The 26,931-nt window shown below is 57.4% G+C and carries 23 protein-coding genes; 10 read left to right on the plus strand and 13 right to left on the minus strand.

The genetic code is table 11. The features are described 5' to 3' along the window. Positions 1-115: 115 nt before the first annotated feature. A complete protein-coding gene (locus ACTG1P_RS20950) occupies positions 116-991 on the plus strand; it encodes a helix-turn-helix transcriptional regulator (RefSeq protein ID WP_440002155.1) in 876 nt (291 codons plus the stop codon). 156 nt (positions 992-1,147) lie between these two features. Further along, positions 1,148-2,401, plus strand: coding sequence for an NADP-dependent isocitrate dehydrogenase (gene icd, locus ACTG1P_RS20955; RefSeq protein ID WP_440002156.1), 1,254 nt, complete (start codon positions 1,148-1,150; stop codon positions 2,399-2,401). A gap of 73 nt (positions 2,402-2,474) precedes the next feature. Here icd and ACTG1P_RS20960 read toward each other — a convergent pair whose 3' ends face one another. From ACTG1P_RS20960 to dsdX, 3 genes are all read right to left on the minus strand, one after another. Continuing rightward, positions 2,475-2,651 carry a hypothetical protein gene (locus ACTG1P_RS20960; RefSeq protein WP_005337712.1) on the minus strand — a complete coding sequence of 59 codons (177 nt, stop codon included), beginning with the start codon at positions 2,649-2,651 and terminating at the stop codon, positions 2,475-2,477. Positions 2,652-2,959: 308 nt separating this feature from the next. Beyond that, positions 2,960-4,291, minus strand: a complete 1,332-nt coding sequence (locus ACTG1P_RS20965; RefSeq protein WP_440002157.1) for a D-serine ammonia-lyase — start codon at positions 4,289-4,291, stop codon at positions 2,960-2,962. 16 nt (positions 4,292-4,307) lie between these two features. Continuing rightward, complete coding sequence (gene dsdX, locus ACTG1P_RS20970; RefSeq protein ID WP_440002158.1) at positions 4,308-5,645, minus strand: D-serine transporter DsdX; 1,338 nt, start codon at positions 5,643-5,645, stop codon at positions 4,308-4,310. Between the two features lie 223 nt (positions 5,646-5,868). On the opposite strand from dsdX, the gene dsdC reads away from it, so the two are divergent. Continuing rightward, on the plus strand, positions 5,869-6,813 hold the full coding sequence (gene dsdC / locus ACTG1P_RS20975) for a DNA-binding transcriptional regulator DsdC (RefSeq protein ID WP_440002159.1): 945 nt from the start codon (positions 5,869-5,871) through the stop codon (positions 6,811-6,813). Between the two features lie 159 nt (positions 6,814-6,972). Here dsdC and ACTG1P_RS20980 read toward each other — a convergent pair whose 3' ends face one another. The 3 genes from ACTG1P_RS20980 to ACTG1P_RS20990 form a co-directional block, all read right to left on the minus strand. Beyond that, positions 6,973-7,149, minus strand: a complete 177-nt coding sequence (locus ACTG1P_RS20980; protein WP_005337704.1) for a hypothetical protein — start codon at positions 7,147-7,149, stop codon at positions 6,973-6,975. Between the two features lie 311 nt (positions 7,150-7,460). After that, positions 7,461-7,910, minus strand: a complete 450-nt coding sequence (locus tag ACTG1P_RS20985) for a C40 family peptidase (protein WP_440002160.1) — start codon at positions 7,908-7,910, stop codon at positions 7,461-7,463. A 191-nt stretch (positions 7,911-8,101) separates the two neighbouring features. Then, positions 8,102-9,010 (minus strand): hydrogen peroxide-inducible genes activator, encoded by a 909-nt coding sequence (locus ACTG1P_RS20990; RefSeq protein ID WP_270658646.1) that lies wholly within the window; start codon positions 9,008-9,010, stop codon positions 8,102-8,104. Between the two features lie 146 nt (positions 9,011-9,156). Here ACTG1P_RS20990 and ACTG1P_RS20995 point away from each other — a divergent pair, with 146 nt between their 5' ends. Then, entirely contained in the window at positions 9,157-9,759 is a 603-nt protein-coding gene (locus ACTG1P_RS20995; protein WP_005337701.1) for a peroxiredoxin C, read from the plus strand. A 275-nt stretch (positions 9,760-10,034) separates the two neighbouring features. On the opposite strand, the gene ACTG1P_RS21000 is transcribed toward ACTG1P_RS20995, so the two are convergent. The 6 genes from ACTG1P_RS21000 to ACTG1P_RS21025 form a co-directional block, all read right to left on the minus strand. Beyond that, positions 10,035-11,000, minus strand: coding sequence for an alpha-L-glutamate ligase-like protein (locus ACTG1P_RS21000; protein WP_005337700.1), 966 nt, complete (start codon positions 10,998-11,000; stop codon positions 10,035-10,037). 3 nt (positions 11,001-11,003) lie between these two features. Further along, the gene (locus ACTG1P_RS21005; RefSeq protein ID WP_005337699.1) at positions 11,004-12,542 is read right to left on the minus strand and encodes an inactive transglutaminase family protein; all 1,539 of its coding nucleotides are present in this window, start codon (positions 12,540-12,542) and stop codon (positions 11,004-11,006) included. Positions 12,543-12,545: 3 nt separating this feature from the next. After that, complete coding sequence (locus tag ACTG1P_RS21010; RefSeq protein ID WP_005337698.1) at positions 12,546-13,334, minus strand: ATP-dependent zinc protease family protein; 789 nt, start codon at positions 13,332-13,334, stop codon at positions 12,546-12,548. Between the two features lie 52 nt (positions 13,335-13,386). Next, a complete protein-coding gene (cmoB, locus tag ACTG1P_RS21015; RefSeq protein ID WP_042056497.1) occupies positions 13,387-14,364 on the minus strand; it encodes a tRNA 5-methoxyuridine(34)/uridine 5-oxyacetic acid(34) synthase CmoB in 978 nt (325 codons plus the stop codon). Further along, positions 14,361-15,107: a carboxy-S-adenosyl-L-methionine synthase CmoA gene (gene cmoA / locus ACTG1P_RS21020; protein WP_278166925.1), complete on the minus strand. Its 747-nt coding sequence runs from the start codon at positions 15,105-15,107 to the stop codon at positions 14,361-14,363. The genes cmoB and cmoA overlap by 4 nt, the downstream gene beginning before the upstream one ends. 275 nt (positions 15,108-15,382) lie before the next feature. Continuing rightward, entirely contained in the window at positions 15,383-16,231 is an 849-nt protein-coding gene (locus tag ACTG1P_RS21025; RefSeq protein ID WP_440002161.1) for a DUF72 domain-containing protein, read from the minus strand. Positions 16,232-16,393: 162 nt separating this feature from the next. Between ACTG1P_RS21025 and ACTG1P_RS21030 the strand changes: the two genes are divergently transcribed. From ACTG1P_RS21030 to ACTG1P_RS21040, 3 genes are all read left to right on the plus strand, one after another. Continuing rightward, positions 16,394-16,645, plus strand: coding sequence for an FmdB family zinc ribbon protein (locus ACTG1P_RS21030; protein ID WP_005337686.1), 252 nt, complete (start codon positions 16,394-16,396; stop codon positions 16,643-16,645). Between the two features lie 32 nt (positions 16,646-16,677). Continuing rightward, positions 16,678-18,444, plus strand: coding sequence for an aspartate--tRNA ligase (aspS, locus tag ACTG1P_RS21035; protein WP_440002162.1), 1,767 nt, complete (start codon positions 16,678-16,680; stop codon positions 18,442-18,444). 102 nt (positions 18,445-18,546) lie between these two features. Beyond that, positions 18,547-19,287 (plus strand): YebC/PmpR family DNA-binding transcriptional regulator, encoded by a 741-nt coding sequence (locus ACTG1P_RS21040; protein ID WP_005337681.1) that lies wholly within the window; start codon positions 18,547-18,549, stop codon positions 19,285-19,287. Between the two features lie 579 nt (positions 19,288-19,866). Here ACTG1P_RS21040 and adhE read toward each other — a convergent pair. Then, the gene (gene adhE / locus ACTG1P_RS21045) at positions 19,867-22,533 is read right to left on the minus strand and encodes a bifunctional acetaldehyde-CoA/alcohol dehydrogenase (protein WP_440002163.1); all 2,667 of its coding nucleotides are present in this window, start codon (positions 22,531-22,533) and stop codon (positions 19,867-19,869) included. Positions 22,534-23,373: 840 nt separating this feature from the next. Here adhE and ACTG1P_RS21050 point away from each other — a divergent pair. From ACTG1P_RS21050 to oppB, 3 genes are all read left to right on the plus strand, one after another. Next, the gene (locus tag ACTG1P_RS21050) at positions 23,374-24,009 is read left to right on the plus strand and encodes a YchE family NAAT transporter (RefSeq protein WP_005337678.1); all 636 of its coding nucleotides are present in this window, start codon (positions 23,374-23,376) and stop codon (positions 24,007-24,009) included. Positions 24,010-24,288: 279 nt separating this feature from the next. Next, positions 24,289-25,908 carry an ABC transporter substrate-binding protein gene (locus ACTG1P_RS21055; RefSeq protein WP_005337675.1) on the plus strand — a complete coding sequence of 540 codons (1,620 nt, stop codon included), beginning with the start codon at positions 24,289-24,291 and terminating at the stop codon, positions 25,906-25,908. A gap of 98 nt (positions 25,909-26,006) precedes the next feature. Next, the gene (oppB, locus tag ACTG1P_RS21060; RefSeq protein ID WP_005337672.1) at positions 26,007-26,927 is read left to right on the plus strand and encodes an oligopeptide ABC transporter permease OppB; all 921 of its coding nucleotides are present in this window, start codon (positions 26,007-26,009) and stop codon (positions 26,925-26,927) included. Positions 26,928-26,931 lie beyond the last annotated feature (4 nt).

Raw genomic sequence — 26,931 nt, forward strand, 5'->3', positions numbered from 1 at the left:
GATGGCTCCTTGTATCAGAACGATTTTTTGGGAATTTCAGTCTGGCGCGGACTATAGCATGGCAGGGGCAGCGCACCGCAATCGGTTGCTCTCTGCATCTTGATCAGGATCATTCATGAGTATCATCTTTACCCAGCTGTTGGATGGCTTTCTAAGTGAGGGGGAAGGCTTTGAGAAGGTGCTGTTTGCCTCTGACAAAGGGGTACCACCCTGCTTCAGTTATCAGGTCAACTTCCCGCGTCTCGAGCTGGTCTTCAGTGGCCACTATCTCAACCAGATCTGGTCCCCTGAAGGGGATGTACAGTCGGTTCAGATGGGGCAGCGGGAGGCGATGTACATTCCCCCCAACGGCTGGAACAAGCCGGATTGGGACAACGACTGTTCCGTGCTCAGCCTGTTGTTCGGCAAGCGCCAAATCGGGTTCAGTCTGGTGAGCAAGCACAAGGGGGACACCGGCTTCTTCGATGTGCAGAAGCACAGTATTCAGGCCGGTGCCGGACGGGCGCTCGATCATATCCTGCTCTCCCTCAACACCCTTGCGCAGGAGCCGATAAGGGCACCGATGGACAATCACCTGCTGCAGGCGCTGCTCAGTTACTCACGGCAGTTGTTGGTGGAGTCGGAGAGCGGTCGTCCTCGTGGCTCCGATCTTTTTCACGGCATCTGCATCTACATTCAGGAAAATTTCCACCGCCCCATCAGTCGCGAATGCATCGCCGCCCGCTTCAATCTTTCCCCCAGCCACCTCTCACGCCTGTTCCGCCAGCAGGGGCACATGCGGCTAGCGGACTACATCAGCTGGGTGCGGCTGGAGCGGGCCAAGTTCATGCTGAAAAAGTATCGCTTCCGTCTCGAAGAGGTCGCCAATCGCTGCGGGTTTACCGACGTGAACTACTTCTGCCGGGTGTTCAAACAGAAGACCGGCTTGACCCCTTCCCAGTACCGTTCCCTGAGTCAGCCGCAGGCGGTGGCCAGCGAGCTGGAGGGATAACGGGGCTGGGTCGGGAAGGCGTGGTGACGGCGCACTGGCGGGTGGCTACCTCTTTGGTCTGACATGCTTTCTTGTCGTTTTATTATGAAAATGAATGGGCTAAGATGGCCGCGCGCAACAAACAAGTTGATAACAAACGGAAGTTAGGAGATGCCGATGGAAAGCAAAGTAGTAATCCCGACCCAGGGTCAGAAAATCACAGTCGATGCCAACGGCAAGCTGCAGGTTCCCAACCATCCGATCATTCCGTTTATTGAAGGGGATGGCATCGGTGTTGACGTAACCCCGGCCATGTTGAATGTGGTGAATGCTGCGGTCGAGAAAGCCTACAAGGGCGAGCGCAAGATCGCCTGGATGGAGATCTATACCGGCGAGAAATCGACTCATGTCTATGGCGAAGGTGCCTGGTTGCCGGCCGAAACCCTGGATTTCATTCGTGAATATTGCGTGGCCATCAAGGGCCCGCTGACTACTCCGGTCGGTGGCGGTATTCGCTCCCTCAACGTAGCCCTGCGTCAGGAGCTGGATCTCTACATCTGCCTGCGCCCGGTGCGTTACTACGACGGCACCCCGAGCCCGGTGAAACGTCCTGATCTGACCGACATGGTGATCTTCCGCGAAAACGCCGAAGACATCTACGCCGGTATCGAGTGGAAGGCCGACAGCGCCGAAGCGAACAAGGTGATCGCCTTCTTGCAAAACGAGATGGGCGTGAAGAAAATTCGCTTCCCCGAGTCCTGCGGGATCGGCATCAAGCCGATGTCCAAGGCTGGTACCGAGCGTCTGGTGCGTGCCGCCATCGAGTATGCCATCGACAACGATCGCGACTCCGTGACTCTGGTGCACAAGGGCAACATCATGAAGTTCACCGAAGGTGCCTTCAAGGATTGGGGTTATGCTCTGGCCCAGAACGAGTACGGTGCCCAGCTGATTGACGGCGGCCCTTGGTGCTCCTTCAAGAACCCGAAAACCGGCAAGACCATCGTCATCAAGGATGTCATCGCCGATGCCTTCTTGCAGCAGATCCTGCTGCGTCCGGCCGAGTATGACGTCATCGCCTGTATGAACCTCAACGGCGACTACATCTCCGACGCGCTGGCCGCTCAGGTAGGCGGTATCGGCATAGCACCGGGTGCCAACATCGGTGACGGCGTGGCCCTGTTCGAAGCGACCCACGGTACTGCACCTAAGTATGCCGGACAGGACAAGGTCAACCCGGGCTCCCTGATCCTCTCCGCCGAGATGATGCTGCGTCACATGGGTTGGGTCGAAGCGGCCGATCTCATCATCAAGGGGATGGAAGCGGCGATCCGCAACAAGACCGTCACCTATGACTTCGAACGTCTGATGGAACGGGCCACCCTGCGCTCCTGCTCCCAGTTTGCTCAGGACATGATCGACCAGATGTAATCTGCTGCTTGCCAGAAAAGACAAAACCGGCGCCATGAGCGCCGGTTTTTTTATCGCGAAAGAGTGCAGGGGCTTATTGCGCCTGCTCTACGTGTTGCTGATAGCGTTGCTGCCATTTGCTGGTTTCTGCTTCATCACCCTGGGCCTTCCAGAAGGCGCAGATGGTGTTGGCAAGTTCCGAAGCCATCGCGTGATCTCCGTCACGTCGACTCATCAGATAATCTCCCAGCCAGCTTTGATATTGTTTCATTACCCGATCTCCTTATCTCATGTGCCCTTGAGGGTGCCCACCTTGACGGGAGCCTGTCGGCTCATCCTGGGGGGAACATCATCAGGCATGATGGTGCAAAGCCACGACCCGAGCAGAGAGCCAGATGGGCAATCTGGCGGCGAACGTGACGCGAGATGTCAAAAAATGAGCGCCATTTTAGCACAAACTGACCAACTTGGGGAAATTGTCGCCATGGATTGCGACAGAACAGCCCCATCCCCTTGTTCCCAAAACAGAAAACCCGCCGTGATGGCGGGTTGATTTGCAGATAAATGTGGCAAAACAGCCTAGATCTTGGCGCTGGCCAGGTACTTTGCCATCTCTTCGGCGGGCACCATGCCACCGCCGGTGGCCCACACCAGATGGGTGGCCTGTGCCATGGTTGCAGCATCGAAACCGCGCCCGGTGAGCCACTCTGGATTGGCAGCCACCCGCCACGGGCCGGCCATACCTGCCAGAGCGGAGGGCTCGAGTGTGATCTGCTCATCGCGCGCCAGCAGTCCCAGCAGGTCATACATCTCCTGATCGCTCAGGGTGTAGAAGCCATCGAGCAGCCGTTCCATGGCGCGGCCGACGAAGCCGGAGGCGCGTCCTACCGCGAGGCCATCGGCTGCGGTGAGGTTGTCAATGCCCAGATCCTGCACCGCAATGGCATCGTGCAATCCGGTGTGGACCCCCAGCAACATGCAGGGGGAGTGAGTGGGCTCGGCGAAGAAGCAGTGGACGTTATCCCCGAACGCGAGCTTGAGACCAAAGGCCACGCCGCCCGGGCCGCCACCCACGCCGCAAGGCAGGTAGACGAACAGCGGGTGGTCGGCATCCACCTTGATACCCATCTGGTCGAACTGATTTTTCACCCGCTCGCCCGCTACCGAGTAGCCGAGGAACAGGGTGCGGGAGTTCTCATCGTCGATAAAGAAGCAGTTGGGATCGCGCTCGGCCTCTTTGCGCCCCTGTTCCACCGCCACCCCGTAATCTTCGGCATATTCGACCACTATGACGCAGTGTTCGCGCAGCTTGCGCTTCTTCCACTCCCGCGCATCGGCCGACATGTGGACGGTGACGGTAAAGCCGAGCTTGGCGCTCATGATGCCGATGGACATGCCGAGGTTGCCGGTGGAGCCCACCGCAATGCGGTACTGGCTGAAGAACTGGCGAAACTCGTCGCTGAACAGTTTGCGGTAGTCATCTTCTTCTCGCAGCAGACCGGCCTTGATCGCCAGCTGCTCGGCATGGGTCAGCACCTCGTAGATACCGCCGCGAGCCTTGATGGAGCCGGAGATGGGCAGGTGACTGTCTTTTTTCAGCAGCAACTTACCGGTCACTTCGACCCCGTAGCGTTCATTGAGGGTGCGTTGCATCGCCGGAATGGCGGCGATCTCTGACTCCAGAATGCCGTTGCTGGCGCGGGTCTCCGGGAAGGCTTCGCACATGTAGGGGGCAAAGCGGGCCAGGCGGGCTGAGGCATCCGCCACATTGCGGCTATCGAGCCCGACATAGGGCAGACCGACTGCCAGGGTGGTGGCGTTGGGGTTGAACCAGCTGACCGGCTCGAGCGAGATCAGGGATTGTATCAGCGGGAATTGGTTGGTGAGCTGTTGTACGTCGATGTTTTTCATAGTGTTCTCGGTCTTGTTACACGATACAGGAGAGCAGGAAGGTACCGGCCAGTGCCATCAGGGAGGCGACCAAGGTGGCGGTGGTGTAGTACTTGAGCGTTTCGTTCAGGGTGGCGCCGCAATACTGCTTGACTAGCCAGAACAGAGAGTCGGTCACCATGGTGCAACCAATGGCGCCGGAGCCGATGGCCAGGGTCATGATCTCCGGGCTGATATCCGGGTAGTGCACCATGATGGGGGAGACGATGGCAGTGGCGCCCATCATGGCGACGGTGGCGGAGCCCACGGCGGCGTGCAGCACGATGGCCACCAGCCAGGCCAGCAGAATCGGGTGCATATCCAGCTGGGAGAGGATAGTAGCCAGACTATCGCCCAGCCCGCTTGCCTTGAGCACCCCGTTGAAGGCGCCGCCCGCTCCGATAATGAGCAGGATATTGGCGATGGAGGAGAAGCACTCCTCGGTCTTGTTGAGCAGCCCTTCCATCTTCATCTGCTGGCGGATCCCCAGCACGTAGTAGGCGGTGAAGGCGGCGATAAACATGGCGGTGATGGGGTTGCCGATAAACTCCAGCACGGTGTAGAGGTGGCTGGCGTGCTCCATATTGAGCTCGGCGACCGTCTTGGCCAGCATCAGCAGGATGGGCAGCAGCACGGTGAAGAGTGCGGCGCCTAAAGTCGGGAGAGTTGCTTCATCGCGGGCCTTGATGTCGGCAAAGGCAGCGGGCACCTCCTTGAACGGTACCCGTTTGCCCAGTAGTTTCAGGAACAGCGGGCCGCCCACCAGCGAGGCAAACAGCCCCACCGCCAGGCCATAGACGATGACGGAGCCGATGTCGGCACCCAGCTGGTTGGTGACATAGAGCGCCGCCGGGTGGGGTGGCACGATGCAGTGCACGGCCATCAGGGCGGTGCAGAGCGGAATGGCCAGCGTCAGCAGCGAGGTTCTGGTTTTACGGGCGATGGAGAAGGCGAGCGGAATGAGCAGTACCACCCCCACTTCGACAAACAGGGTGATGCCGCACACCAGACCCACCAGCACCATGATGACCTGGGGCGAGAGCCAGCGGCATTGCTGCAGGGCGAGACCGATGCGCTCCGCTGCCCCCGACACCTCCATCATCTTGCCGAGTATGGTGCCAAGGCCGATGACGGCGGCGAGAAAGCCGAGCGTGCCGCCAATCCCCTCTTCCATGGCATTGACCATCTTGAGGGGCTCCATCCCCATCAGGGTGCCCACATAGAAGCTGGCCAGCAGCAGGGCAAGAAAGGGGTGGATCTTGCCCTTCACTATGGTGACCACGATAAGAACGATGCTACTTAGCAAGGTAGTGATGACCCATACCTCTGAACTCATACTGCGCCTCGACATCTGTTGTGTGTGATTGTTTATGCGCTTATTGAATGAAAATGAGACGGGGCTGACAAATGATGAAATCAGTCTCTTGAGTGAGCTGAGGTGATTCAAATACGCTACATTGGTCACAATTTATCGAAATCACACTCTTTGGGTCTTTTGGCTTCATCCTGAAGGTGGCCTACGGGTGTATCATCGGCGGCCATTGCCAAGAGGGGGATGAATGTATAACGGGGATAATTACATATCGCGCAACAAGCTACTGAGTGGTTACCAGCTGGCCAAGCTGCATACCTTCGAGGCGGCCGCCCGTCACGGATCCTTTGCCATGGCGGCCGATGAGCTATCCCTCAGTCCCAGTGCCGTGAGTCACCGGATCAGCGCGCTGGAAGAGGAGCTGGGGTTCAAGCTCTTTGAGCGTTTCCACCGCAAGGTGGTACTGACGGCGGAGGGGCAGCGAGTCTTCTGGGCGCTCAAATCCTCGCTGGAGTTCATCAATCAGGAGATCCTGGAGATCAAGAATCAGGAGCTCTCCGGTATTTTGACTATCTATTCTCGCCCCTCCATCGCCCAGTGCTGGCTGGTACCCAGGCTGGCGGATTTCTCCCGCCTGCATCCGCAGATCGAGCTCAATATCATCACCGGAAACGAGAACATCAACCTGCATGGTTATGGCATCGATTTAACCCTCTATTTCGATGAGAAGAGCCCGGATCGACTCGCCATCCACCCGCTGATGGATGAGTACATGCTGCCGGTCTGCAGCCCGGAATATGCCGAGCAGCACGGGCTTGTCGGTAATCCCGCCAACTTGTCCTTATGCCGTCTGCTCCATGATCGGCAGGCATGGGGATTTGACTCGGATACCGACGAGTGGAGCTGCTGGGCCCGCCAGACGGGGGTTAGCCTTGAGGCATGTAAGCTGAGCATGGGTTTTGATCGTTCGGATCTCGCCATCATCGCCGCCATGAATCACGCCGGGATCGCCATGGGGCGCAAGAATCTGGTGAGCAAGCGGCTGGCGCGCAACGAGTTGGTGGCCCCTTTTGCCGGGCTGGAGGTCAAGTGCGAGCAGCGTTATTACATGGCGACCCTGCCCAACCGCGAGTGCCCCAAGATCCAGGCCTTTATCGACTGGGCGCAGGAAATGGCTGCCGAGATGGAATGAGCTGCGGTTGTCAGGCGAGAGAGCAGGCAACATGCGAGTTAACGGAGGTAGCGGTTTAACATGGCGGGAAAATTGGGGGAGAGAGGTTGGCTGATGGTGGTTGGTCGCGAGTGGCCTTGCTGCCAACACCGGATGGCTGGCAGCAAGGCACGGTCGGGATCAGGTGGTCTTTTCCAGATGGTTCTGGTAAATCTGCTGCCACTTGTCCAGTTCGTTTTCATCCCCCTGCTGTTGCCAGAACTCGCAGATGGAACTCGCCATCTCGCATGCCATGGCGTGGTCACCGTCACGGCGACTCATCAGGTATTGCCCCAGCCAGCTTTGATACTGTTTCATTGCACGATCTCCTTATCTATTTAACCCTTGATACTGCAGCTGTGGGACACCCGTCCGGCAGTGTTGCGCCACACTCCACTTTCGCCGTGCGTTGCTTGTTATCGCCGCGCTTGTTGTCAATCAGGACAGAGAGCGTATGAGAAAAAGGCGAAAGTGTTAAAAAATGGCCACCACCTTATCACAAAATGGTGTGATATGCAGGCTTTGGGGCCAATTGAGTTATAAGCGTGGGCTGAGTGCCTCGACATAACGACAGGGATTGACGGAGGACGTTGGCACGCAACTTGTACTGCGAGCAGGCGTGTGGGCGGTTACTGGGTCACCCGACGTGCCTGCCAGTAGCGACTGTTCCAGTAGACGTTGTCTAGGCGGGAGCGGATCACCCCCTTGCTGGTGGAGGCGTGAATAAACTCGCCAGCACCTGTGTAGACCCCCACATGGTATTGCCGCCAGCCGGTCTTGAAGAAGACCAGATCCCCGTGTTGCAGCCGGTAGCGCTCCACCGGTTTGCCAATGCTGGCCTGAGATTCGGTGGTTCTTGGCAGGTTGAAGCCCAGTACCTGACTGTAGGCGAGCTGGGTGAAGGCGGAGCAGTCTAGCCCGGCGCGGCTGGCGCCGCCCATGCGGTAGGGAACACCGCGCCACTGTTGGTAGAAGCCATCAAAGGCACTGCTCTGCCGGGGGGCCGGAGGTGGCTCCGGCGTGCTGGAGCAGGCGGCCAGCAGCAGAGTCAGCAGGGATAGCAGCAGCTTGCGATACATCGGGCTCTCTCCACGGACGGGTCTACCAAACGAGACATTGATCGAGCGCCATATCCTGCCAAATCGTTCTGGCGGTAGGGGGCGCGACAACTTTTCCATCATAAACAGGGATCTGGCTCCAGACCTAGTCTCCGAGAGGAAAAATGTGGTGGGGAACTGAAAAACGCCAGCCCGAGGGCTGGCGTTTGTTGTCACTCGTTGTGGCTGATCAGCGGTTTAAGCAGCTCGGCCAGCTTGTAGAAGGTCTGTACCCGGGTGGTGCTAGGGCGCCAGACCAGCCCGATCTCTCGATAGGAGGTCTCTCCCGGCAGCGGGATGGCCACCAGATCGGAGTTGGCAAGAATGCCGGCATCGATGGCCATCTGCGGCAGGAAGGTGGTGCCAAGACCCGCTTCCACCATCTGTACCAGGGTGTGCAGGCTGGTGGCGGCGAACGGGTTGATCTTGCTCTTGTCCCGCAGGCGACAGGCGCTCACTGCGTGCTCGGTGAGGCAGTGCTCCCGTTCCAGCAGGAAGATGCTCTGGTTGGGCAGCTCCTTGTAGTCGAACGGGGTATGCAGACTGGCCGCCATGCTGGCGGGCATCACCATGTGGAACGGATCCTGACCGACGGTCTTGCAGTGAAATCCACCGATCTCGATGGGCAGGGCGAGGATCAGCAAGTCGAGCTGACCCTGTTCCAGCTGCTTGAGCAGATTGCTGGTGGTGTCTTCACGCAGCAACAATTCGAGGTCAGGATAGGTTTTGCTGCACTCTTTCAGCAGCTTGCTGAGCAGGAAGGGGGCGATGGTGGGAATGCAGCCCAGACGTACCGTCCCCTGCATCACGCCCCCCTGATGTTGCCCGAGCTCCATCAGATCCCGTGCATCGGAGAGCAAATTGCGAGCGCGCTCGACGATTTCCATGCCGACCGGGGTCATAATGAAGCTCTTGTGGTCCCGCTCCACCAGTTGCAGGTTCATCATGTCCTCCAGCGTCTGGATCCCGGTACTCAGGGTCGACTGGCTGACATGACAGGCCTTGGCGGCGCGGTTGAAGTTCTTGTGCTCATCGAGAGCGACCAGATATTGCAGCTGTTTGAGGCTGGGCCAACGTTGCATAGAAAAAACCGATTAATGCTATCTATTTAATTTGATTTAACTAATCTACCACCGGGTCTATAGTTTGTCGCTTGAATTAGATGGACTTGGCTCTAGGTAGCCCAATCCTCACCGGATTGTTCACTTCACATAAAGAGGAATTGAATATGGTATTGGTAGGCCGTCCCGCACCCGATTTTACCGCCGCAGCTGTTCTGGGTAATGGCGAGATCGTTGATTCATTCAACCTGTCATCCCACATCAAAGGTAAAGCTGCCGTTGTCTTCTTCTACCCGCTCGATTTCACCTTCGTCTGCCCGTCCGAGCTGATTGCCTTCGATCACCGTTATGAAGAGTTCCAGAAGCGTGGCGTGGAAGTGATCGGTGTTTCCATCGATTCCCAGTTCTCCCACAACGCATGGCGTAACACCAAAGTGGAAGATGGCGGTATCGGTCAGGTCAAGTACCCGCTGATCGCCGACGTGAAACACGAAATCTGCAAAGCCTATGACGTTGAGCATCCGGAAGCCGGTGTGGCGTTCCGTGGTTCCTTCCTGATCGACAAGAACGGTGTTGTTCGCCATCAGGTTGTCAACGATCTGCCGCTGGGCCGCAACATCGACGAGATGCTGCGCATGGTCGATGCCCTGCAATTTCACGAAGAGCACGGCGAAGTGTGCCCGGCTCAGTGGGAAAAAGGCAAAAAAGGTATGCAAGCCTCTCCGGACGGCGTTGCCAAGTACCTGTCCGAGAACGCTGACTCCCTGTAATCGGATCGTACTCTCCTTGAAAAACCGGCGTCTTGGCGCCGGTTTTTTTATATCTGAGATTTATCTATCCCCTGAGATAGCGGTCACACTCTTCTCGCTCCATCGCTCCATCGCTCCATCGCTCCATCGCTCCACGCTATCCCAAGCTGCCGTTCGCTGGCGTACTCGTCGTTTCGAAATGAGGTGCTGCCCCTATGGCTGGATGGGGGATATGCCGACAGACAATCGCCATAAAAAAGCGCGCCATAGGCGCGCTTAGTTCACAAGCGAAGAAGTTATTCCTCAAAGATCCCGAAGTGATCCTTGGCGAAATTGACCCGCTGCTCCACGTTCATCTTCACCTGCCCCAGCTTCTCGATGGTCTTGAGGTTGGGCACCAGGCCGCGACCGTTGGCGATCTGGATGGCAAGACCAGGACGGGCGTTGAGCTCCAGCAGCATGGGGCCACGGAACTTGTCCAGCACCATATCGGTACCGATATAGCCCAGACCCGACATCTCGTAGCAGGAGGCGGCCAGAGTTAGCAGGGTATCCCAGTGTGGGACCTTGAGCTCATAGAGATCGAGGCCGGTGTCCGGATGGTGGCGCAGCGGATTGCCAAACTGTACCGCCCGCAGGGCACGACCGGTACGCAGGCACAGACCCACCCCCACGGCGCCCTGGTGCAGGTTCGCCTTGCCATCGGAGGCTGCGGTGGAGAGGCGCATCATCGCCATCACCGGGAACCCTTTGAAGATGATGACTCGGGCATCGGGTACCCCTTCGAAGGAGTAGCCGTCGAACACATCATCAAAGTTGATGAGGCCTTCCACCAGCGCCACGTCGGGCTTGCCGCCGAGCGAATAGAGCCCCGCCAGAATGTTGGAGACATGGCGCTCCAGATCCTGACCGTTGGAGGCGCTGCCGTTGGGTTTATAGAAGAGGCCATCTTCCTGACGCAGGATCACCAGGATCCCCTTGCCGCCCGAGCCACGGGCCGGCTTGATGCAGAAGCCCGGCCAATCTTTTACCAGCTCGGTGATGCGACCCACATCGTGCTGGGCACGGATGGTACCGATCAGCTCAGGCACGGTAACACCTGCATCCAGCGCAATTTGCTTGGTCTGCAGCTTGTCATCCACCAGCGGATAGAGGCTGCGAGGATTGTAGCGGCTGATGTAGGAGTGGTTGCGTTTGTTCATGCCGAGGATGCCTGATTGGGACAGGCTCCACGGGGTGGTGTATTTTTCCCAGAACCACATCGGTTACTTGTCCTTACCTGGGGTGACGCCCGATTTCATCTCGTCCACCAGCGGCTTGAAGCGCTTCAGTTCGCTCAGCTTGTAGCCGGTGTAGTTACCCATCAACAGCACGGTCGCCATCAGCACCAGCTGCAGGCCGAGGAAGTTGAAGGTGAGGTGACGAATAAGCTCGTTATCCATGGCCAGATAGGCGATGACAGCCACCAGCAGAGAGCCACCGCCTTGGCGGAACACCTCTTTCGGGCCCTCTTCTTCCCACAGGATGGACATCCGTTCGATGGTCCAGGAGAGGATGATCATCGGGAAGAAGGTGATCTTCATACCGTCGGTCAGCCCCAGCTTGAAGGCGAACGCGGAGAAGATACCGATCATCGAGATAACCATGATGATGATGGCCGATATTCGGGCGACCAGCAGCAGGTTAAGCCGCGACAGATAGGAGCGGATGATGAGACCGGTACCGACGATCAGCAGGAAGCCGATGAGACCGGTGACCAGCGAGGTCTGGATAAAGGCGACCGCGATCAGCACCGGCATGAAGGTACCTGAGGTCTTGATCCCCACCAGAACCCGCAGGAACACCACCATCAGCACGCCGATTGGGATCAGCAGCAAGCCCTTGAACAGGGTCTGCTCTTCCAGCGGCAGGCTGTGGATGGAGAAGTTCATCATCTCCGATTTTTCGAACTTCTGCGCCAGTGCCACGCTAACCGGCTGCTCCTGCTCGATCATCGAGAAGCTGACACGGGAGTTGTGACCACCGGTTACGTCCAGCAGGGCGCCGGAGTTGTATTCCCACAGCAGCAGGTTGGCCGGACGACCCTGTTCACCGGTTTGCGGGTTGAACAGCTTGTAGTCGGTCGGGCTGTTGAATACCTGCAGGTAATCCACCAGCTCCTGACGACGGCGGCCATCTTCCAGATTCAGGGCATGCACCACGCGGGTGGGGACGTCAGCATTGTTGAGCAGCTCGGCGATCAGGTTGGCGCGGCTCTTGTGCTTTTTCAGCAGCTCGGCGTTCTGCTCCTGCTTCTCGATCTCTTTGATGATCTCGCGAGTCAGGGTGTAGCCGTCGGCAGAGCGCTCCTGGGCCCGCTCGAGGATCTGCTTCATCGCGGTGGCGTAAGGCTCACTCTCGATCTGCTTCTCGATGGCAGGCGGCTGCGGATTGGCGGCCGGTTTGGCATGGGCATCCGCCATCATGTCGACGCGGTAGTAGAGCTCCTGACGGCCAGATGCGGTGCGGATGGACCACTCGGCGCGGGCATCGCCATCTTTCTCGACGAAGGAGAGGCCGTAGCCCGGGCTGGCGGCGTTCTCGTTCATCAGGGTGAAACCGGGCTGGGTGCCCGGAATGGCCAGAGAGGCGATCACCGGCTCACCGGTCGCCTCAAACTCCAGCTTGGCTTCGATGGACCAGATCTGGCGCTTTTCACCGGGCGTCAGGGGTACATCCAACGCGATATGGTGATAGATCGTCATCCCCAGGCCGACAATGTACAGCAGGGCTACCAGCAAATAGAACGGCTTACGGGAAACCATGGATTATTTCACATCCTTGAGCTTGGGTTTGGGTTGGATATATTCGCGGGCCACATCAACCACGGCGATGTCTTTCAAAAATTCGCGACCCAGCAGCACAGGGAAGGTCATGTCGCTACGGTCTTTCAGGGTAAATTCGGCTTTCTCGGTCATGTCGCCAATGCGCACGGCCAGACGCACTACCGGACGGCGGTCCAGATCGTCGGCAGAGGCCTGACGCACCCGCACATGGCGTACCAGCGGCGCTTCGATCTGGATCTTGTCGTCCACTTCCTGATGGCTCAGGAAGAAGCGCACCCAGTTTTTGCCGTTGCGCTCGAAAATGGTGATCTCCTGCGCACTGATGGAGGAGGTGGTCGCCCCGGTATCGACCCGCGCCTGGAAGGCGTCGTTGGCCGCATCAACCCAGATCCACTCGGCTTCACCGACCATCAGTTTGCCATCGATGGTGTGACCCTGATTGGGGGCCGGGCACTTCTCGGTGGGGATGGCCATCGGTTTGGGCGGCTCGGAGGGGAGGGTGGCGAGCTTGTGGTCTACTTGTTTGACGGACTCTTTCATATTGGTGACATCTGTGTTGAGCTGAACCAGCAGGTGCTGTTGCTGCACATACTGCTTCTGTTGCTGTTCCATGGATGTTTGCAGGCGCTGCTCGCTCTGGCTCAGCTCGCTACGAAGCTCGGCCAGCGTCAGAGCAGGGACCTGAGGCGCTTTTTCCATATTGACACACCCGCCGAGACTAAGCAGGGAGAGCAGGGTCATTCCTTTTAATTTGCTTTTCATGTCATTCATTTAACTGTGCTTCCTGGAATTGGGTCAGTGTAACTTCCTGAATCGCCATCGGCTAGTCTTTGGCCTTGCGGGCAATCAGTACGGCACGTTTCGGCGCCGGGTGTCCTTCTACCGTGAGTGCCGGATTGTCTGGATCCAGATAGTCACTCAGGGATTCATTAATCATCCAGTCGGTACGACGCTGTTCGTCGGTGCTGGTCATATTCTCGTCTACTATCCGCACGTCGGTGAAGCCGCAGCGCTCGACCCACAGCTTGAGGGCGCGGCTTGAGGGAATAAACCAGACGTTGCGCATCTTGCCGTAACGGTCGGTGGGCATCAGTACGTCGTTGACCCCGCCATCGATCACCAGGGTCTCCAGCACCAGCTCGCCATCATCTTTCAATTGATTGCGCAGCTGCTCGATGTGCTCGATGGGGGATTTGCGGTGATAGAGCACCCCCATGGAGAAGACGGTGTCAAACGCCCGCAGCTCCGGCAACTCCTGAATACCGAGCGGCAATAGATGGGCACGCTGATCATTGCCCGCGAAGTGGCGAATGGCCTCGAACTGGCAGAGGAACAGTGGGCTTGGGTCGATGCCGACCGCAAGCCGAGCTCCTTCACCGACCATGCGCCAGAGGTGGTAGCCGCTGCCGCAGCCCACATCCAGCACGTAACGGCCTTCGAGCGGGCTGATATGGGGCAGCACCCGATCCCACTTCCAGTCAGAGCGCCACTCGGTATCGATGTGGATGCCGTGCACGGTGAACGGCCCCTTGCGCCAGGGCATGAAGTGGCGCAGCAGGCTCTCGACCTTCTTGCGCTCCCCTTCGCCAAGGCTCTCGGCCGAGCCTATCTCGACCCGGCTTTTCAGCTCGACGTTGCCGGGCGATACCACCGGCAGCTTGTTGAGGGCGCGGTTCCAGCGCGGCAGGTCGCCATGCTGGTTGTCATGTTGCCAGGCGTGCAGCTGGGCAGGCAGGGTATGCAGCCAGTGGCTCAGCCGGTTTTTGGCAATCAGTTGATAGAAATTGGCAAAGTCGATCATGGCTGGGCGTCGCTGGATTTGATGGCAATCATGGAGCCGAAGTTGAAGCACTGGAACCAGAGATCCTGATGGATGAAACCGGCGTCCCGCAGACGGGCCTGATGCACCTGCAGGCTGTCGGTGCGCATCACGTTCTCAAGGGCAGTTCGTTTCTGGCTGATCTCCAGCTCGCTGTAGCCATTGGCCCGCTTGAAGTCGAGATGCAGATCGATGAGCAGCTCGTTGACCGGTTCATCTTCGAAGCGGAACTTTTCGCTCAGGATCAGGATTCCGCCCGGGCGCAGCCCATCGTGAATGCGCTGGATCAGGGCGGCCCGTTTCTCTGGCTCGACAAACTGCAGAGTGAAGTTGAGTACCACCACGGAGGCGTTCTCGATCTCGATGTCGCAGATATCCGCCTCTACCAGCTCCACCGGCACCTCGGATTTGAAACCGGAGAGGTGGGCGCGGGCGCGCTCGATCATCGGATGGGAGAGATCCACCGCGGTGATGCGGCAGCCGGGCTGGCTGACATGGCGACGCATCGCCTGGGTCGCGGCGCCCAGTGAGCAGCCGAGATCATAGAGTCGACTCTCGGGTTGGGCGTAGCGGGCGGCCATCATGCCGATGGCGGAGATGATGTTGCTGTAACCCGGCACCGAGCGCTGGATCATATCGGGAAAAACGTCGACGACCTGTTCGTCAAAACAGAAGTCTCCCAATCGGGCGATCGGGGCGGCAAAAATTTGATCTTTGGTATGCATGCTGGCGCAACCTGACAGTCGGGACATCACCCGGCTGTATTGTTCAATTGAGTCGTTGGGTGACACCCATCAGAGTAGATTTATCACCTGTTTACGAACGGGGTGGCTGGTCGTGAAATCCTTTGGACCTGTCCTGTTCGTACGGGCCATGTTCCGGACCCTTACTTGGGGCGGTAGTGTAGAGGATTGATGGCCGTTTGTCTTGACGCCAGGGCTTGCCACGCCACAAAAAAGCACTTTTTTTGCTGCGAAACGATGGCCGCAGAATGGGTTGGCTAAAAGCGCAGCACTCCCTGCCGTGCGCGATCGTTTTCCCCCGGCCAGGGGGCCATCTCCTGCTCCAGCAAGCGGGTGATCTGGCGGGCCAGCTCAGGTGCCTGGACGTTGTCGGCAGTATGTATATAGAGGTAGAGATCCTTGCCCTCGGAAAGCCACTGGCGCCAGTGGGGGAGCCAGCTGGGCAGGAAGGGGTGATTGGCCGCCGGATCCGGCAGGCCGATAAAGCGCACCATGGGGGCGTTGGCGGTGGCCAGCAGATGCACCGGTAGGCGCGGTTTCTTGCCCTGGGCATCGACAAGGGCTGGTGTGGTTGCTTGCACCGAGAAGAGTGGCCGGCTGTCGAGCATCACCCGGTTCACACCCTGTTCCATCAGCAGCCGGTTTAATGCCCGCTCGGCCTCCCCCTTGGCGAAGAAGTCAGGGTGACGCACTTCAATGGCGTAGCGAAACTCCCGCGGCAGCCGCTCGATAAAGGCCGCCAGTCTGGCCAGCCCCTCTGGCCCGAAACGGGCGGGCAACTGCAGGGTGAGCAGCCCCAGCTTGTCGCGTAGTGGCGCAAGCAGCTTGATAAAGTCGGCAACCTGTTTGTCTGCGCTCACCAGATCGCTCTGGTGGCTGATGGTTTGCGGAAACTTGAAGTTGAAACGAAAGTGATCGGGCACCGCATCGGCCCAGCGCTGTACCGTATCGGGGGTCGGCAGGGCGTAGAAGGTGGTGTTACCCTCCACCGAATTGAACACGGCCGCGTAGTGGGCAAGGTGTTCGGCAGGCTTGGCGCCAAGGCCCAGCAACTGGCCGGGCCAGCTGGGGTGGGACCACTGCGGCAGGCCCAAATAGAGGCTCATGATGGCTATTCTCTTCGCTCTTGGTGCATTCGTGCCGATTTTTTGCCCGCTTTTTGCCATCGAGTGCAAAAAACTGGCGAAAGGAGGCTGCTGGCCATTTTACCCAAAAGGGGGTTTTCCTCTATAATGCCAGCCCTTTTGTTTTTCAATTTCTTGTGACCCATGCCTATCTACGAATATCGTTGCGACGTCTGTGGCCATGAATTGGCAAAACTGCAAAAGCTTTCCGATGCCCCCCTGACCGACTGTCCGGCCTGTAGCAAGCCGAATCTGGTCAAGCTGATATCGGCGGCAGGCTTCCGGCTCAAGGGAACCGGATGGTACGAGACTGATTTCAAACCGGGTAAGAAAAAGAATCTGGCCAGCTGTGAGACAGACGGTGCTTGCCAGTCGTGCCCGGCGGCCCAAGGTTAACCGTCTCTCTACAATTTCGAAGGAAGAAGTCCATGCGCTCTATCTATTGCGGACAGGTCAATGAGGCCCATGCAGGGCAGACCATTACATTGTGCGGTTGGGTTCATCGTCGTCGTGATCTCGGCGGTCTGATCTTTATCGATATGCGCGACCGGGAAGGGATCGTTCAGGTGTTCTTCGATCCGGACAAGCCGGAGGCGTTCGCCCTGGCCTCCGAGCTGCGCGGCGAGTTCTGCATCCAGGTGACCGGTGTGGTGCGTACCCGTCCCGAGTCCCAGCGCAACAGCGACATGGCCACTGGCGCCATCGAAGTGTTCGCCCACGAACTCAACATCATAAACCGTGCCGAGCCGCTGCCGCTGGACTTCAATCAGGTCAACAGCGAAGAGATCAGCCTCAAGTATCGTTACCTGGATCTGCGTCGTCCCGAGATGGCCAAGTACCTGAAGACCCGTGCCAAGGCCAGCGCCTTCGTACGCCGCTTCATGGACGAGCACGGCTTCCTCGATATCGAGACCCCGATGCTGACCAAGGCCACCCCGGAAGGTGCCCGTGACTATCTGGTGCCGAGCCGCGTGCACAAGGGCAAGTTCTACGCCCTGCCGCAATCCCCCCAGCTGTTCAAGCAGCTGCTGATGATGTCCGGCTTCGATCGCTACTACCAGATCGTCAAGTGCTTCCGTGACGAAGACCTGCGTGCCGACCGCCAGCCGGAATTCACCCAGATCGACGTGGAGACCTCCTTCATGACCGCGCCGCAAGTGCGTGAAGTGATGGAAGAGATGATCCGCAAACTGTGGCTGCACATCCTGAACGTGGATCTGGGCGACTTCCCGATCATGACCTTCGACGAAGCCATGCGTCGCTACGGCTCCGACAAGCCGGACCTGCGTCTGCCAATGGAGCTGGTCGATGTGGCTGATCTGCTGACTGCTGTCGAGTTCGCCGTGTTCGCTGGCCCCGCCAACGATCCGAAAGGCCGTGTGGCTGCCCTGAAAGTACCGAGCGGCGCCGAGCTCTCTCGCAAGCAGATCGACGAGTACACCAAGTTCGTCGGCATCTACGGTGCCAAGGGCCTGGCCTGGATGAAGGTCAACGAAGCGGCCAACGGTATCGAAGGCGTGCAGTCTCCGGTTGCCAAGTTCCTCTCTGACGCCATCGTGCGCGAGATCCTGGCCCGTACCGGTGCTGCCGACGGCGACATCATCTTCTTTGGCGCTGACAGCAAGAAAGTGGTCTGCGATGCCATGGGCGCCCTGCGTCTGAAAGTGGGTCGCGATCTGGGCCTGCTGGAGAACAGCTGGAAACCGCTGTGGGTCATCGACTTCCCGATGTTCGAGGAAGATGGTGAAGGTGGTCTGGCCGCCATGCACCACCCGTTCACCGCGCCGAGCAACATGAGCCCGGCCGAGCTGAAAGCCAATCCGGTGGGGGCTTACGCCAACGCCTACGACATGGTGATCAACGGCTACGAAGTGGGTGGCGGCTCTGTCCGTATCCACAACAGCGAGATGCAGTCCACCGTGTTCGACATCCTGGGTATCACCCCGGCCGAGCAGCGCCTGAAGTTCGGCTTCCTGCTGGATGCGCTGAAGTACGGTACCCCGCCGCACGCCGGTCTGGCCTTCGGTCTGGACCGTCTCAGCATGCTGCTGACCGGCACCGAAAACATTCGGGACGTCATCGCCTTCCCGAAAACGACCGCGGCCGCCTGTCTGATGACAGACGCCCCCAGCCTTGCCAACGCCGCCCAACTGGGTGAGCTGGCGATTGCAACCACCGTCAAGGGCGACGAGTAAGCCGATACCGGCACCGGAGGCCGCCGCCGTGCGGCCTCTGTGTTTCCCTTGAGTTAGTCATGATCAGTGTTACTGACATTTAAAAAATAACGGAGAGTCTCTATGGCAGGTCACAGTAAATGGGCCAACATCAAACACCGCAAGGCCGCTCAGGACGCCAAGCGTGGCAAGATCTTCACCAAACTGATCCGCGAAATCACTACCTCCGCGCGTCTGGGTGATGCCGATCCGGCCAACAACCCGCGTCTGCGTGCTGCGGTGACTGCCGCCCTGACCAACAACATGACCCGCGACACCATCAACCGTGCCATTCAGCGTGGCGCCGGTGGTGGCGATGGCGAGCAGCTCGAGACCATCGTATACGAAGGTTACGGCCCGGCTGGCTCTGCCGTGATGGTAGAGTGCCTGACCGACAACCGTAACCGTACCGTAGCCGAAGTGCGTCACGCCTTCAGCAAGTGCGGTGGCAACCTGGGTACCGACGGCTCCGTTGCCTATCTGTTCAGCAAGAAAGGTCTGCTGACCTTCGTTGGCGTAGACGAAGATGCCCTGATGGATGCCGCGCTGGAAGCGGGCGCCGATGACGTGGTCACCGAAGAGGATGGCACCATCGAGGTGTACACCACCCCGAACGACTTCGGTACCGTGCTGGACGGTCTGGAAGCTGCCGGCTTCAAGGCCCAGAGCGCCGAAGTGACCATGATCCCCTCCACCGAAGCTGAGCTGGATGCAGAAACTGCACCCAAGCTGATGCGTCTGATCGACATGCTGGAAGATCTGGACGACGTGCAAGAGGTTTACCACAACGGCTCCATCTCCGATGAAGTCGCTGCGACCCTCTGATCGCTGAATTGTGCTCTCCCGATGGCAGCCTGATGGCTGCCATTTTTTTATCTTTGCATCGTGGCAACTGCTGATGTGTCGGTTGCGCAACTGGTACTGCAACTCTCTTCACTGACAGTCTTTCCCGCTTTCTCTGCGCATTATCATTGCTCTATTCATGCCAGTCGGTTGGCCCTGTACGTACGCCAGTCGGCAGTTCTGCTGCGTTGCGTTAGCGAGGCTCCGCTTATCCTGTTTATCACACCTTTAGCTCTTGAGATGGCGTCGACTGCTCACATCTGCCCGTCAGGGTAATTCGTTGGGGGTAGGGGAGAGGAGGTGATGGAGCGTGCTCTTGTTATCACAGGTGCCCATCAATACAGAGTCACAGGTTGGGATGTTGATAGCGGATTGGCTGGGGCGAGTTGGTTGGTTGGTTGGTTGGTTGGTTGGTTGGTTGGTTGGTTGGTTGGTTGGTTGGTTGGTTGGTTGGGAAGAGAGGGGCTGCACTACCGCAATCGGCAGGGAGATGATGGCTGTGATTAGTGGCAGATAAAAAAGCCCGCGCAGTGCGCGGGCTTGTTATCACAGGACTGGTTATCAGGCCTTGGATTTCTTCTTGCCTTCAACCTTGGCTTCAACCGGGGCAGCAGTTACCGGAGCGGCTTCGGTGAACGGACGACCGTAGTAGGAGTCCAGCAGAACCTGCTTCAGCTCGCTGATCAGCGGGTAGCGCGGGTTGGCGCCGGTGCACTGGTCATCGAAGGCTTCGATAGCCAGCTGGTCAACCTTGGCCAGGAAGTCAGCTTCAGTCACGCCAGCTTCGCGGATAGAGGCCGGAATACCCAAGGTAGCCTTCAGCTCGTCCAGCCAGGTCAGCAGCTTCTCGATCTTGGCTGCGGTGCGGTCACCGGCAGCAGTCAGACCCAGGTGGTCAGCGACTTCGGCGTAACGACGACGAGCCTGCGGACGGTCGTACTGGGAGAACGCAGTCTGCTTGGTCGGGTTGTCGTTCGCGTTGTAGCGGATGACGTTGCTGATCAGCAGGGCGTTAGCCAGACCGTGCGGAATGTGGAACTCGGCACCCAGTTTGTGAGCCATGGAGTGGCACACACCCAGGAAGGCGTTGGCGAACGCTATACCGGCGATGGTGGCAGCATTGTGCACCTTCTCACGAGCGATCGGGTCGTTGGCACCGTTCTGGTAGCTGGATGGCAGGTACTCTTTCAGCATTTTCAGGGCTTGCAGCGCCTGACCGTCGGAGTACTCGTTAGCCAGTACGGAAACATAGGCTTCCATGGCGTGAGTCACGGCGTCGATACCACCGAAGGCGCACAGGGACTTCGGCATACCCATCACCAGGTTGGCATCAACGATGGCCATGTTCGGGGTCAGCTCGTAGTCAGCCAGCGGATACTTCTGACCAGACACTTCATCGGTTACTACCGCAAACGGAGTGACTTCAGAGCCGGTACCGGAAGTGGTGGTGATACAGACCAGTTCGGCCTTCACGCCCATTTTCGGGAACTTGTAGATACGCTTGCGGATATCCATGAAGCGCATGGCCAGATCTTCGAACGCAGTGTTCGGGTGTTCGTACATCACCCACATGATCTTGGCTGCATCCATCGGTGAACCACCGCCCAGCGCCAGGATAACGTCCGGTTTGAAGGAGTTGGCCATCTCGGCACCCTTGCGAACTACAGCCAGGGTCGGGTCAGCTTCTACTTCGTAGAACACTTCCACTTCCATATTCTGTGCTTTCAGCAGGCTGACCAGTTCATCGGCGTAGCCGTTGTTGAACAGGAAGCGGTCAGTTACGACCATGGCACGCTTTTTACCTTCCAGGTCGCTCAGAGCGATCGGCAGGGAACCACGACGGAAGTAGATGGATTTCGGAAGTTTGTGCCACAGCATGTTTTCTGCCCGTTTTGCGACTGTCTTCTTGTTGATCAGGTGCTTCGGACCCACGTTTTCGGAGATGGAGTTACCGCTCCAGGAGCCGCAACCCAGGGTCAGGGACGGAGCCATTGCGAAGTTGTACAGGTCACCGATACCGCCTTGGGTAGACGGAGTGTTGATCAGGATACGCGCGGTCTTCATCTTGTCGCCGAAGCACTTGATGCGGTCAGCGTTGCGGTCCTGGTCGGTGTACAGACCGGAGGTGTGGCCGATACCACCGATGTTGACCATGTCACAGGCCATATCAACGGCGTTTTCGAAGCTGCTAGCACGGAACATACCGAGCAGCGGGGACAATTTCTCGTGAGCAAACTCATCTTCTGCACACAGCTTGACGCCTTCACCGATCAGGATCTTGGTATCAGCCGGCACAGTCACGCCTGCCATCTCGGCAATCTTGGTGGCTGGCTGACCAACGATGTTGGCGTTCAGGGCACCGTTGATCAGGATGACTTTACGTACCTTGTCAGCATCTTCTTTGGAGAGCACGTGGCCCTTGTGGGATGCAAAGCGCTCTTTAACCTGGTCGTAGATGGCATCAACAACGATGACTGCCTGCTCGGAAGCACAGACCACACCGTTATCGAAAGTCTTGGACATCAGGATGGAGGCAACGGCACGCTTCACGTCGGCGGTTTCGTCGATAACGATAGGTACGTTACCGGCACCTACACCGATGGCAGGCTTACCGGAGGAGTAGGCTGCTTTCACCATGCCCGGGCCACCGGTGGCCAGGATCAGGTTGATGTCTTCGTGCTTCATCAGGGCGTTGGAGAGCTCAACAGACGGTTGGTCGATCCAGCCGATGATGTCTTTCGGTGCACCAGCGGCAACAGCTGCATCCAGTACCAGCTTGGCAGCGGTATTGGTGGAGTTCTTGGCACGGGGGTGCGGGGAGAAGATGATGGCGTTGCGGGTCTTGAGCGCGATCATGGATTTGAAGATCGCAGTAGAGGTCGGGTTGGTGGTCGGAACGATACCACAGATGATACCTACCGGCTCGGCGATGGTGATGGTACCCATCTGATCATCTTCGCTCAGAATGCCGCAGGTCTTCTCGTCTTTGTACTTGTTGTAGATATATTCGGAGGCGAAGTGGTTCTTGATAACCTTGTCTTCGATGATACCCATACCGGATTCTTCCACGGCCATCTGGGCCAGGGGGATACGGGCGTTGTTGGCGGCCAGGGCGGCGGCACGGAAGATCTTGTCTACCTGCTCTTGAGAGAAGCTGGCGAATTCACGCTGTGCTTCCTTAACGCGGGCGACCAGTGCATCCAGTTCAGCCAAATTGGTTACTGCCATGTTTATCTCCTGATTATTTGAAAACTGTTTAGTAAGACGTTGGCAATGCCCGGCAATTATAGTCGCCTTGTCAAGACGGTATCGTTGCAACAGCTTTTTCACATGCCTTACTAAATCGCTTTCTGAGTCGATTATAGAGCGGGGCTGACTCAGAAAAACTTGATCTGGATCATGTGTAACAAAAGAACAAAAGAAATTTTATTTCACAATCCTTGTTTGACTGATGTTATCGGAATGTGCATCAAAGGGAAAGGTGAGAGACTTGTTAATGCAGAGTAATAAACCACGTTTATCAAGTGGTTAATTGCACTTCGCCATCAGATAGTAGGGCCGTTTTGGCTGTGCAGGTTAGCAAATATGAGTGAATTGGTTTCAAAATCACCGACAAACGCACTTTATTCCAGCGTTTGTTGCAAAAATGATTGTTGTTTTAATCCATGACTAATCCGCTTTATTCCCCAAGGGGGCCATTTCTGCCCGCTTTCCCGGTTTTTGCATTGTGGCTCTCTTGCCGAGTCAATGAAGTGATGTCTGGCCTGAAATAGTGGGAAGGCAAAGCTTGGATTCTCTCGAGTCGCTTTGTCATTCGGTCAGTCATCGTCGGACTCTCTGGTCATGATTAAGCAGGCTTGCGTTCACTTTTCTGGCGCGTGTCGGGCGGTAGAAAGGGCTTTTGGCATCGGTTTATGCCAGTTAGCGCGGATGCATTAGATGAACTAACTAAAAAACCCTCAAAATGGTGAGATTATTTGATTGGTGCCCGCTCTGGCTATGATGTAAATTTACGCACGAAATTAATGGACTGGCCCGCTGGGCCCGAAACTCTATTGGAAGGCGCCTATGGCAGCAATTGACGTCTCGTTGTATCTGAAGTTTTTTGTCGGTTTGTTCGCAATTATCAATCCGCTTGGTTTGTTGCCGGTGTTTGTCAGCCTGACCAGCCACCATACCCAGGCCGAGCGGATGAAAACCAATACCACCGCCAATATCGCGGTGATGGTGATCCTGCTGGTCTCCATGTATATGGGGCAGCTGATCCTCGATGGCTTTGGCATCTCGCTGGCGTCGTTCCGGATCGCCGGTGGGTCGCTGATTACCCTGATTGCCTGGTCGATGCTGCAGGGCAAGCTGGGCGAAGTGAAGCACAACAAACAGGAGAAGGGTGAACTGGCGGTGCGCGAGTCTATCGCCGTGGTGCCGTTGGCGCTGCCGCTGATGGCGGGTCCCGGTGCCATCTCCTCGGTGATTGTCTACGCCAGCCAGAGCCACTGGCAGCAGCTGCTCGGCATGTCAGTGGTTGTCGTGGTCTTCTCCTTCTGCTCCTGGCTCATCTTCCGTGCCGCGCCGCTGCTGTTCAAGATCATGGGCAACACCGGCATCAACGTGGTGACCCGTATCATGGGTCTTATCATGATGTCGCTGGGTATCGAGATCATGGTGGCCGGTATCAAGGGGGTTTTCCCCAGCCTGATGTGAGCCAGCTCCGCTTTATGAAAGCCGGTCCTCGTGACCGGCTTTTTATTGGTTGCTTTTTGCCCTGTCTTTTCTAGAATCGGTCGTTTGTGTGAAAAATGAGCGCTTTGCTGGTGTTTTAATACTGAAAAAGCGCACGCTAGCTGATTTTTTGACCAGAAAATGACGGTTACCCTGACAATATCTGTTGCATTATCGGAATTGGCAGGGAATTATGCTGGGAGCGGGTTTTAACCCCGTCACTTTAAAAAACGCATGGAATGTTCTTGTTGGAGTAGGGAAATGACTCATAAAAAAACAATGATTAACACATTGCTGGTGGCTGCACTGTTTGGTGGCGTCAATGTGGCTCAGGCTGCCGATGTCCCGGCGGGAACCAAGCTGGCTGAAGTCCAGCAACTGGTAAAGGGCAACGGCTCCGAGCCTGCTACCCTTGACCCGCACAAGACCGAAGGAACGGTCGAATCCAATATCCTGCGCGACCTGTTCGAGGGTCTCGTTGCTTCCGGCCCGAAAGGGGAAATTCTCCCGGCGGTGGCTGAATCCTGGGAAACCAAGGATAACAAGCACTACGTCTTCCACCTGCGCAAAGATGCCAAGTGGTCCAACGGTGACCCGGTCACTGCCCACGATTTCGTTTTTGCTTTCCAGCGTGCCGTTGATCCGAAAACCGCCTCTCCTTACTCCTGGTATCTGGAGATCCCGACCATTGCCAATGCCTCCGAGATCATCGCAGGTAAAAAGCCGGCTGATACGCTGGGCGTGAAGGCGACCGACGACTACACCTTCGAAGTGCAGCTCGAGAAAGCGATCCCTTACTTCGTCAGCATGCTCTCCCACACCACCACCTATCCGGTACCGAAGAAGGTGATCGAGAAGTTCGGTGACAAGTGGACCCAGCCGGAAAATATGGTATCCAACGGTGCCTATACCCTGAAGAACTGGGTGGTGAACGAGCGCGTCGAAGTGGAGCGAAACAAGCACTACTGGAACGATGGCAAGACCGTCATCAACAAGGTGGTCTATCTGCCCATCCAGTCTACCAACGCCGACCTGAGCCGCTATCTGGCGGGCGAAGTGGACATCACCTATCAGATGCCCATCGAGCGCTTCAAGCAGATGAAGAAAGAGAAGCCGGACGAGCTGAAAGTGACCGGTTATGTTGGCACTTACTACTACCAGTACAACGTCAAGAAGAAGCCGTTTGACGATGTGCGTGTCCGTACTGCGCTCTCCTATGCCATCGATCGCGACGTGATCGCCGACAAGGTGATGGGTCAGGGTCAGACGCCGGGTTACACCCTGGTGCCGGACTTCGTCGATGGCTTCAAGCCGGTAGCGCCCGAGTGGTCGAAGATGACCCAGGCCGAGCGTGATGCCAAGGCCAAGGCGCTGCTGCAAGAGGCCGGTTTCGATGCCAGCAAGCCGCTGAAGTTCGAGCTGCTCTACAACACCGACGACAACCACAAGAAAGTGGCTGTGGCTGTGGCCTCCATGTGGAAGAAGCTGGGGGTGCAGGTGAGCCTGGTCAACCAGGAGTGGAAAACTTACCTGGAAACCAAGAAACAGGGTCAGTTTGACGTAGGTCGTGCCGGCTGGATCGCCGACTACAACGAAGCCTCCTCCATGCTGGATCTGATGCAGACCACCCACGGCAACAACGACGGCAAGTACTCCAATCCGGAGTTCGACAAGCTGATGGATTCATCCCGTGATCAGGTCGATGTGGCTGCCCGTAACAAGCTCTACGTCCAGGCTGAAGAGATCCTGGCCAAAGACATGCCGATCGCCCCCATCTACCAGTACGTGACTGCCCGTATGGTCAAACCCTATGTAGGCGGCTACCCGGCCAACCCGCTGGATAACCTCTACAGCAAAGATATGTACATCATTGCTCACTGATTTAAAGCAACAAGTCGCATAACAAGCAGGGCCCGCCGGACGGCGGGCCTTTATTACAACCGCGACCCTTTGGAAGCAGTACAGGACAGGAAATGTCTATGTTGAAATTCATTTTTAAACGGCTATTGGAAGCGATCCCGACTCTGCTGGTCTTGATCACCGTCTCTTTCTTCATGATGCGTTTCGCCCCCGGTAACCCCTTTACCAGCGAGCGTTCACTGCCCCCCGAAGTCATCGCCAATATCGAGGCCAAATATGGGCTCGACAAACCCATTGGCATGCAATATCTCACCTACCTGGGCAACCTGGTGCAGGGTGATTTGGGTCCCTCTTTCAAATACAAGGATTTTACCGTCAATGATCTGGTGAGCCAGGCGCTGCCTGTTTCCGCCAAGATCGGGACCACGGCCTTCTTCTTCGCCGTGTTGCTGGGGGTCACCTTCGGCACCATAGCGGCACTGAAACAGAACACCATCATCGACTATCTACTGATGTCGTCGGCCATGGCCGGGGTGGTGATCCCGGGCTTTGTGCTGGCGCCCTTGCTGGTGCTGTTTTTCAGTATTCATCTGGGTTGGTTCCCTGCCGGTGGATGGCAGGGTGGTGGCATCCAGTTTATGGTGCTGCCGGTGTTCGGCATGATGATGTACTACATCTCCGCCATCTCGCGGATCATGCGGGGCAGCATGATCGAGACCATGAACTCCAACTTCATCCGTACCGCCCGTGCCAAGGGCTTGCCGCTGCGCCATATCATCCTGAAACACGCGCTGCGTCCGGCCATGTTGCCGGTGGTCTCCTATCTGGGCCCGGCCTTTGTCGGCATCATCACAGGTTCCGTGGTGATCGAGACCATCTTCGGTCTGCCGGGGATTGGCCAGCTGTTCGTTAACGGTGCCCTTAACCGTGATTACTCCATGGTGCTCGGTCTGACCATTCTGGTCGGTGCCCTGACCATCACCTTTAACGCTGTGGTCGATATTCTCTACGCCTTTATCGATCCCAAGATCCGTTACTAATTCG

The organism is Aeromonas sp. 11P (assembly GCF_051920165.1).
Lineage (GTDB): Bacteria > Pseudomonadota > Gammaproteobacteria > Enterobacterales > Aeromonadaceae > Aeromonas > Aeromonas veronii.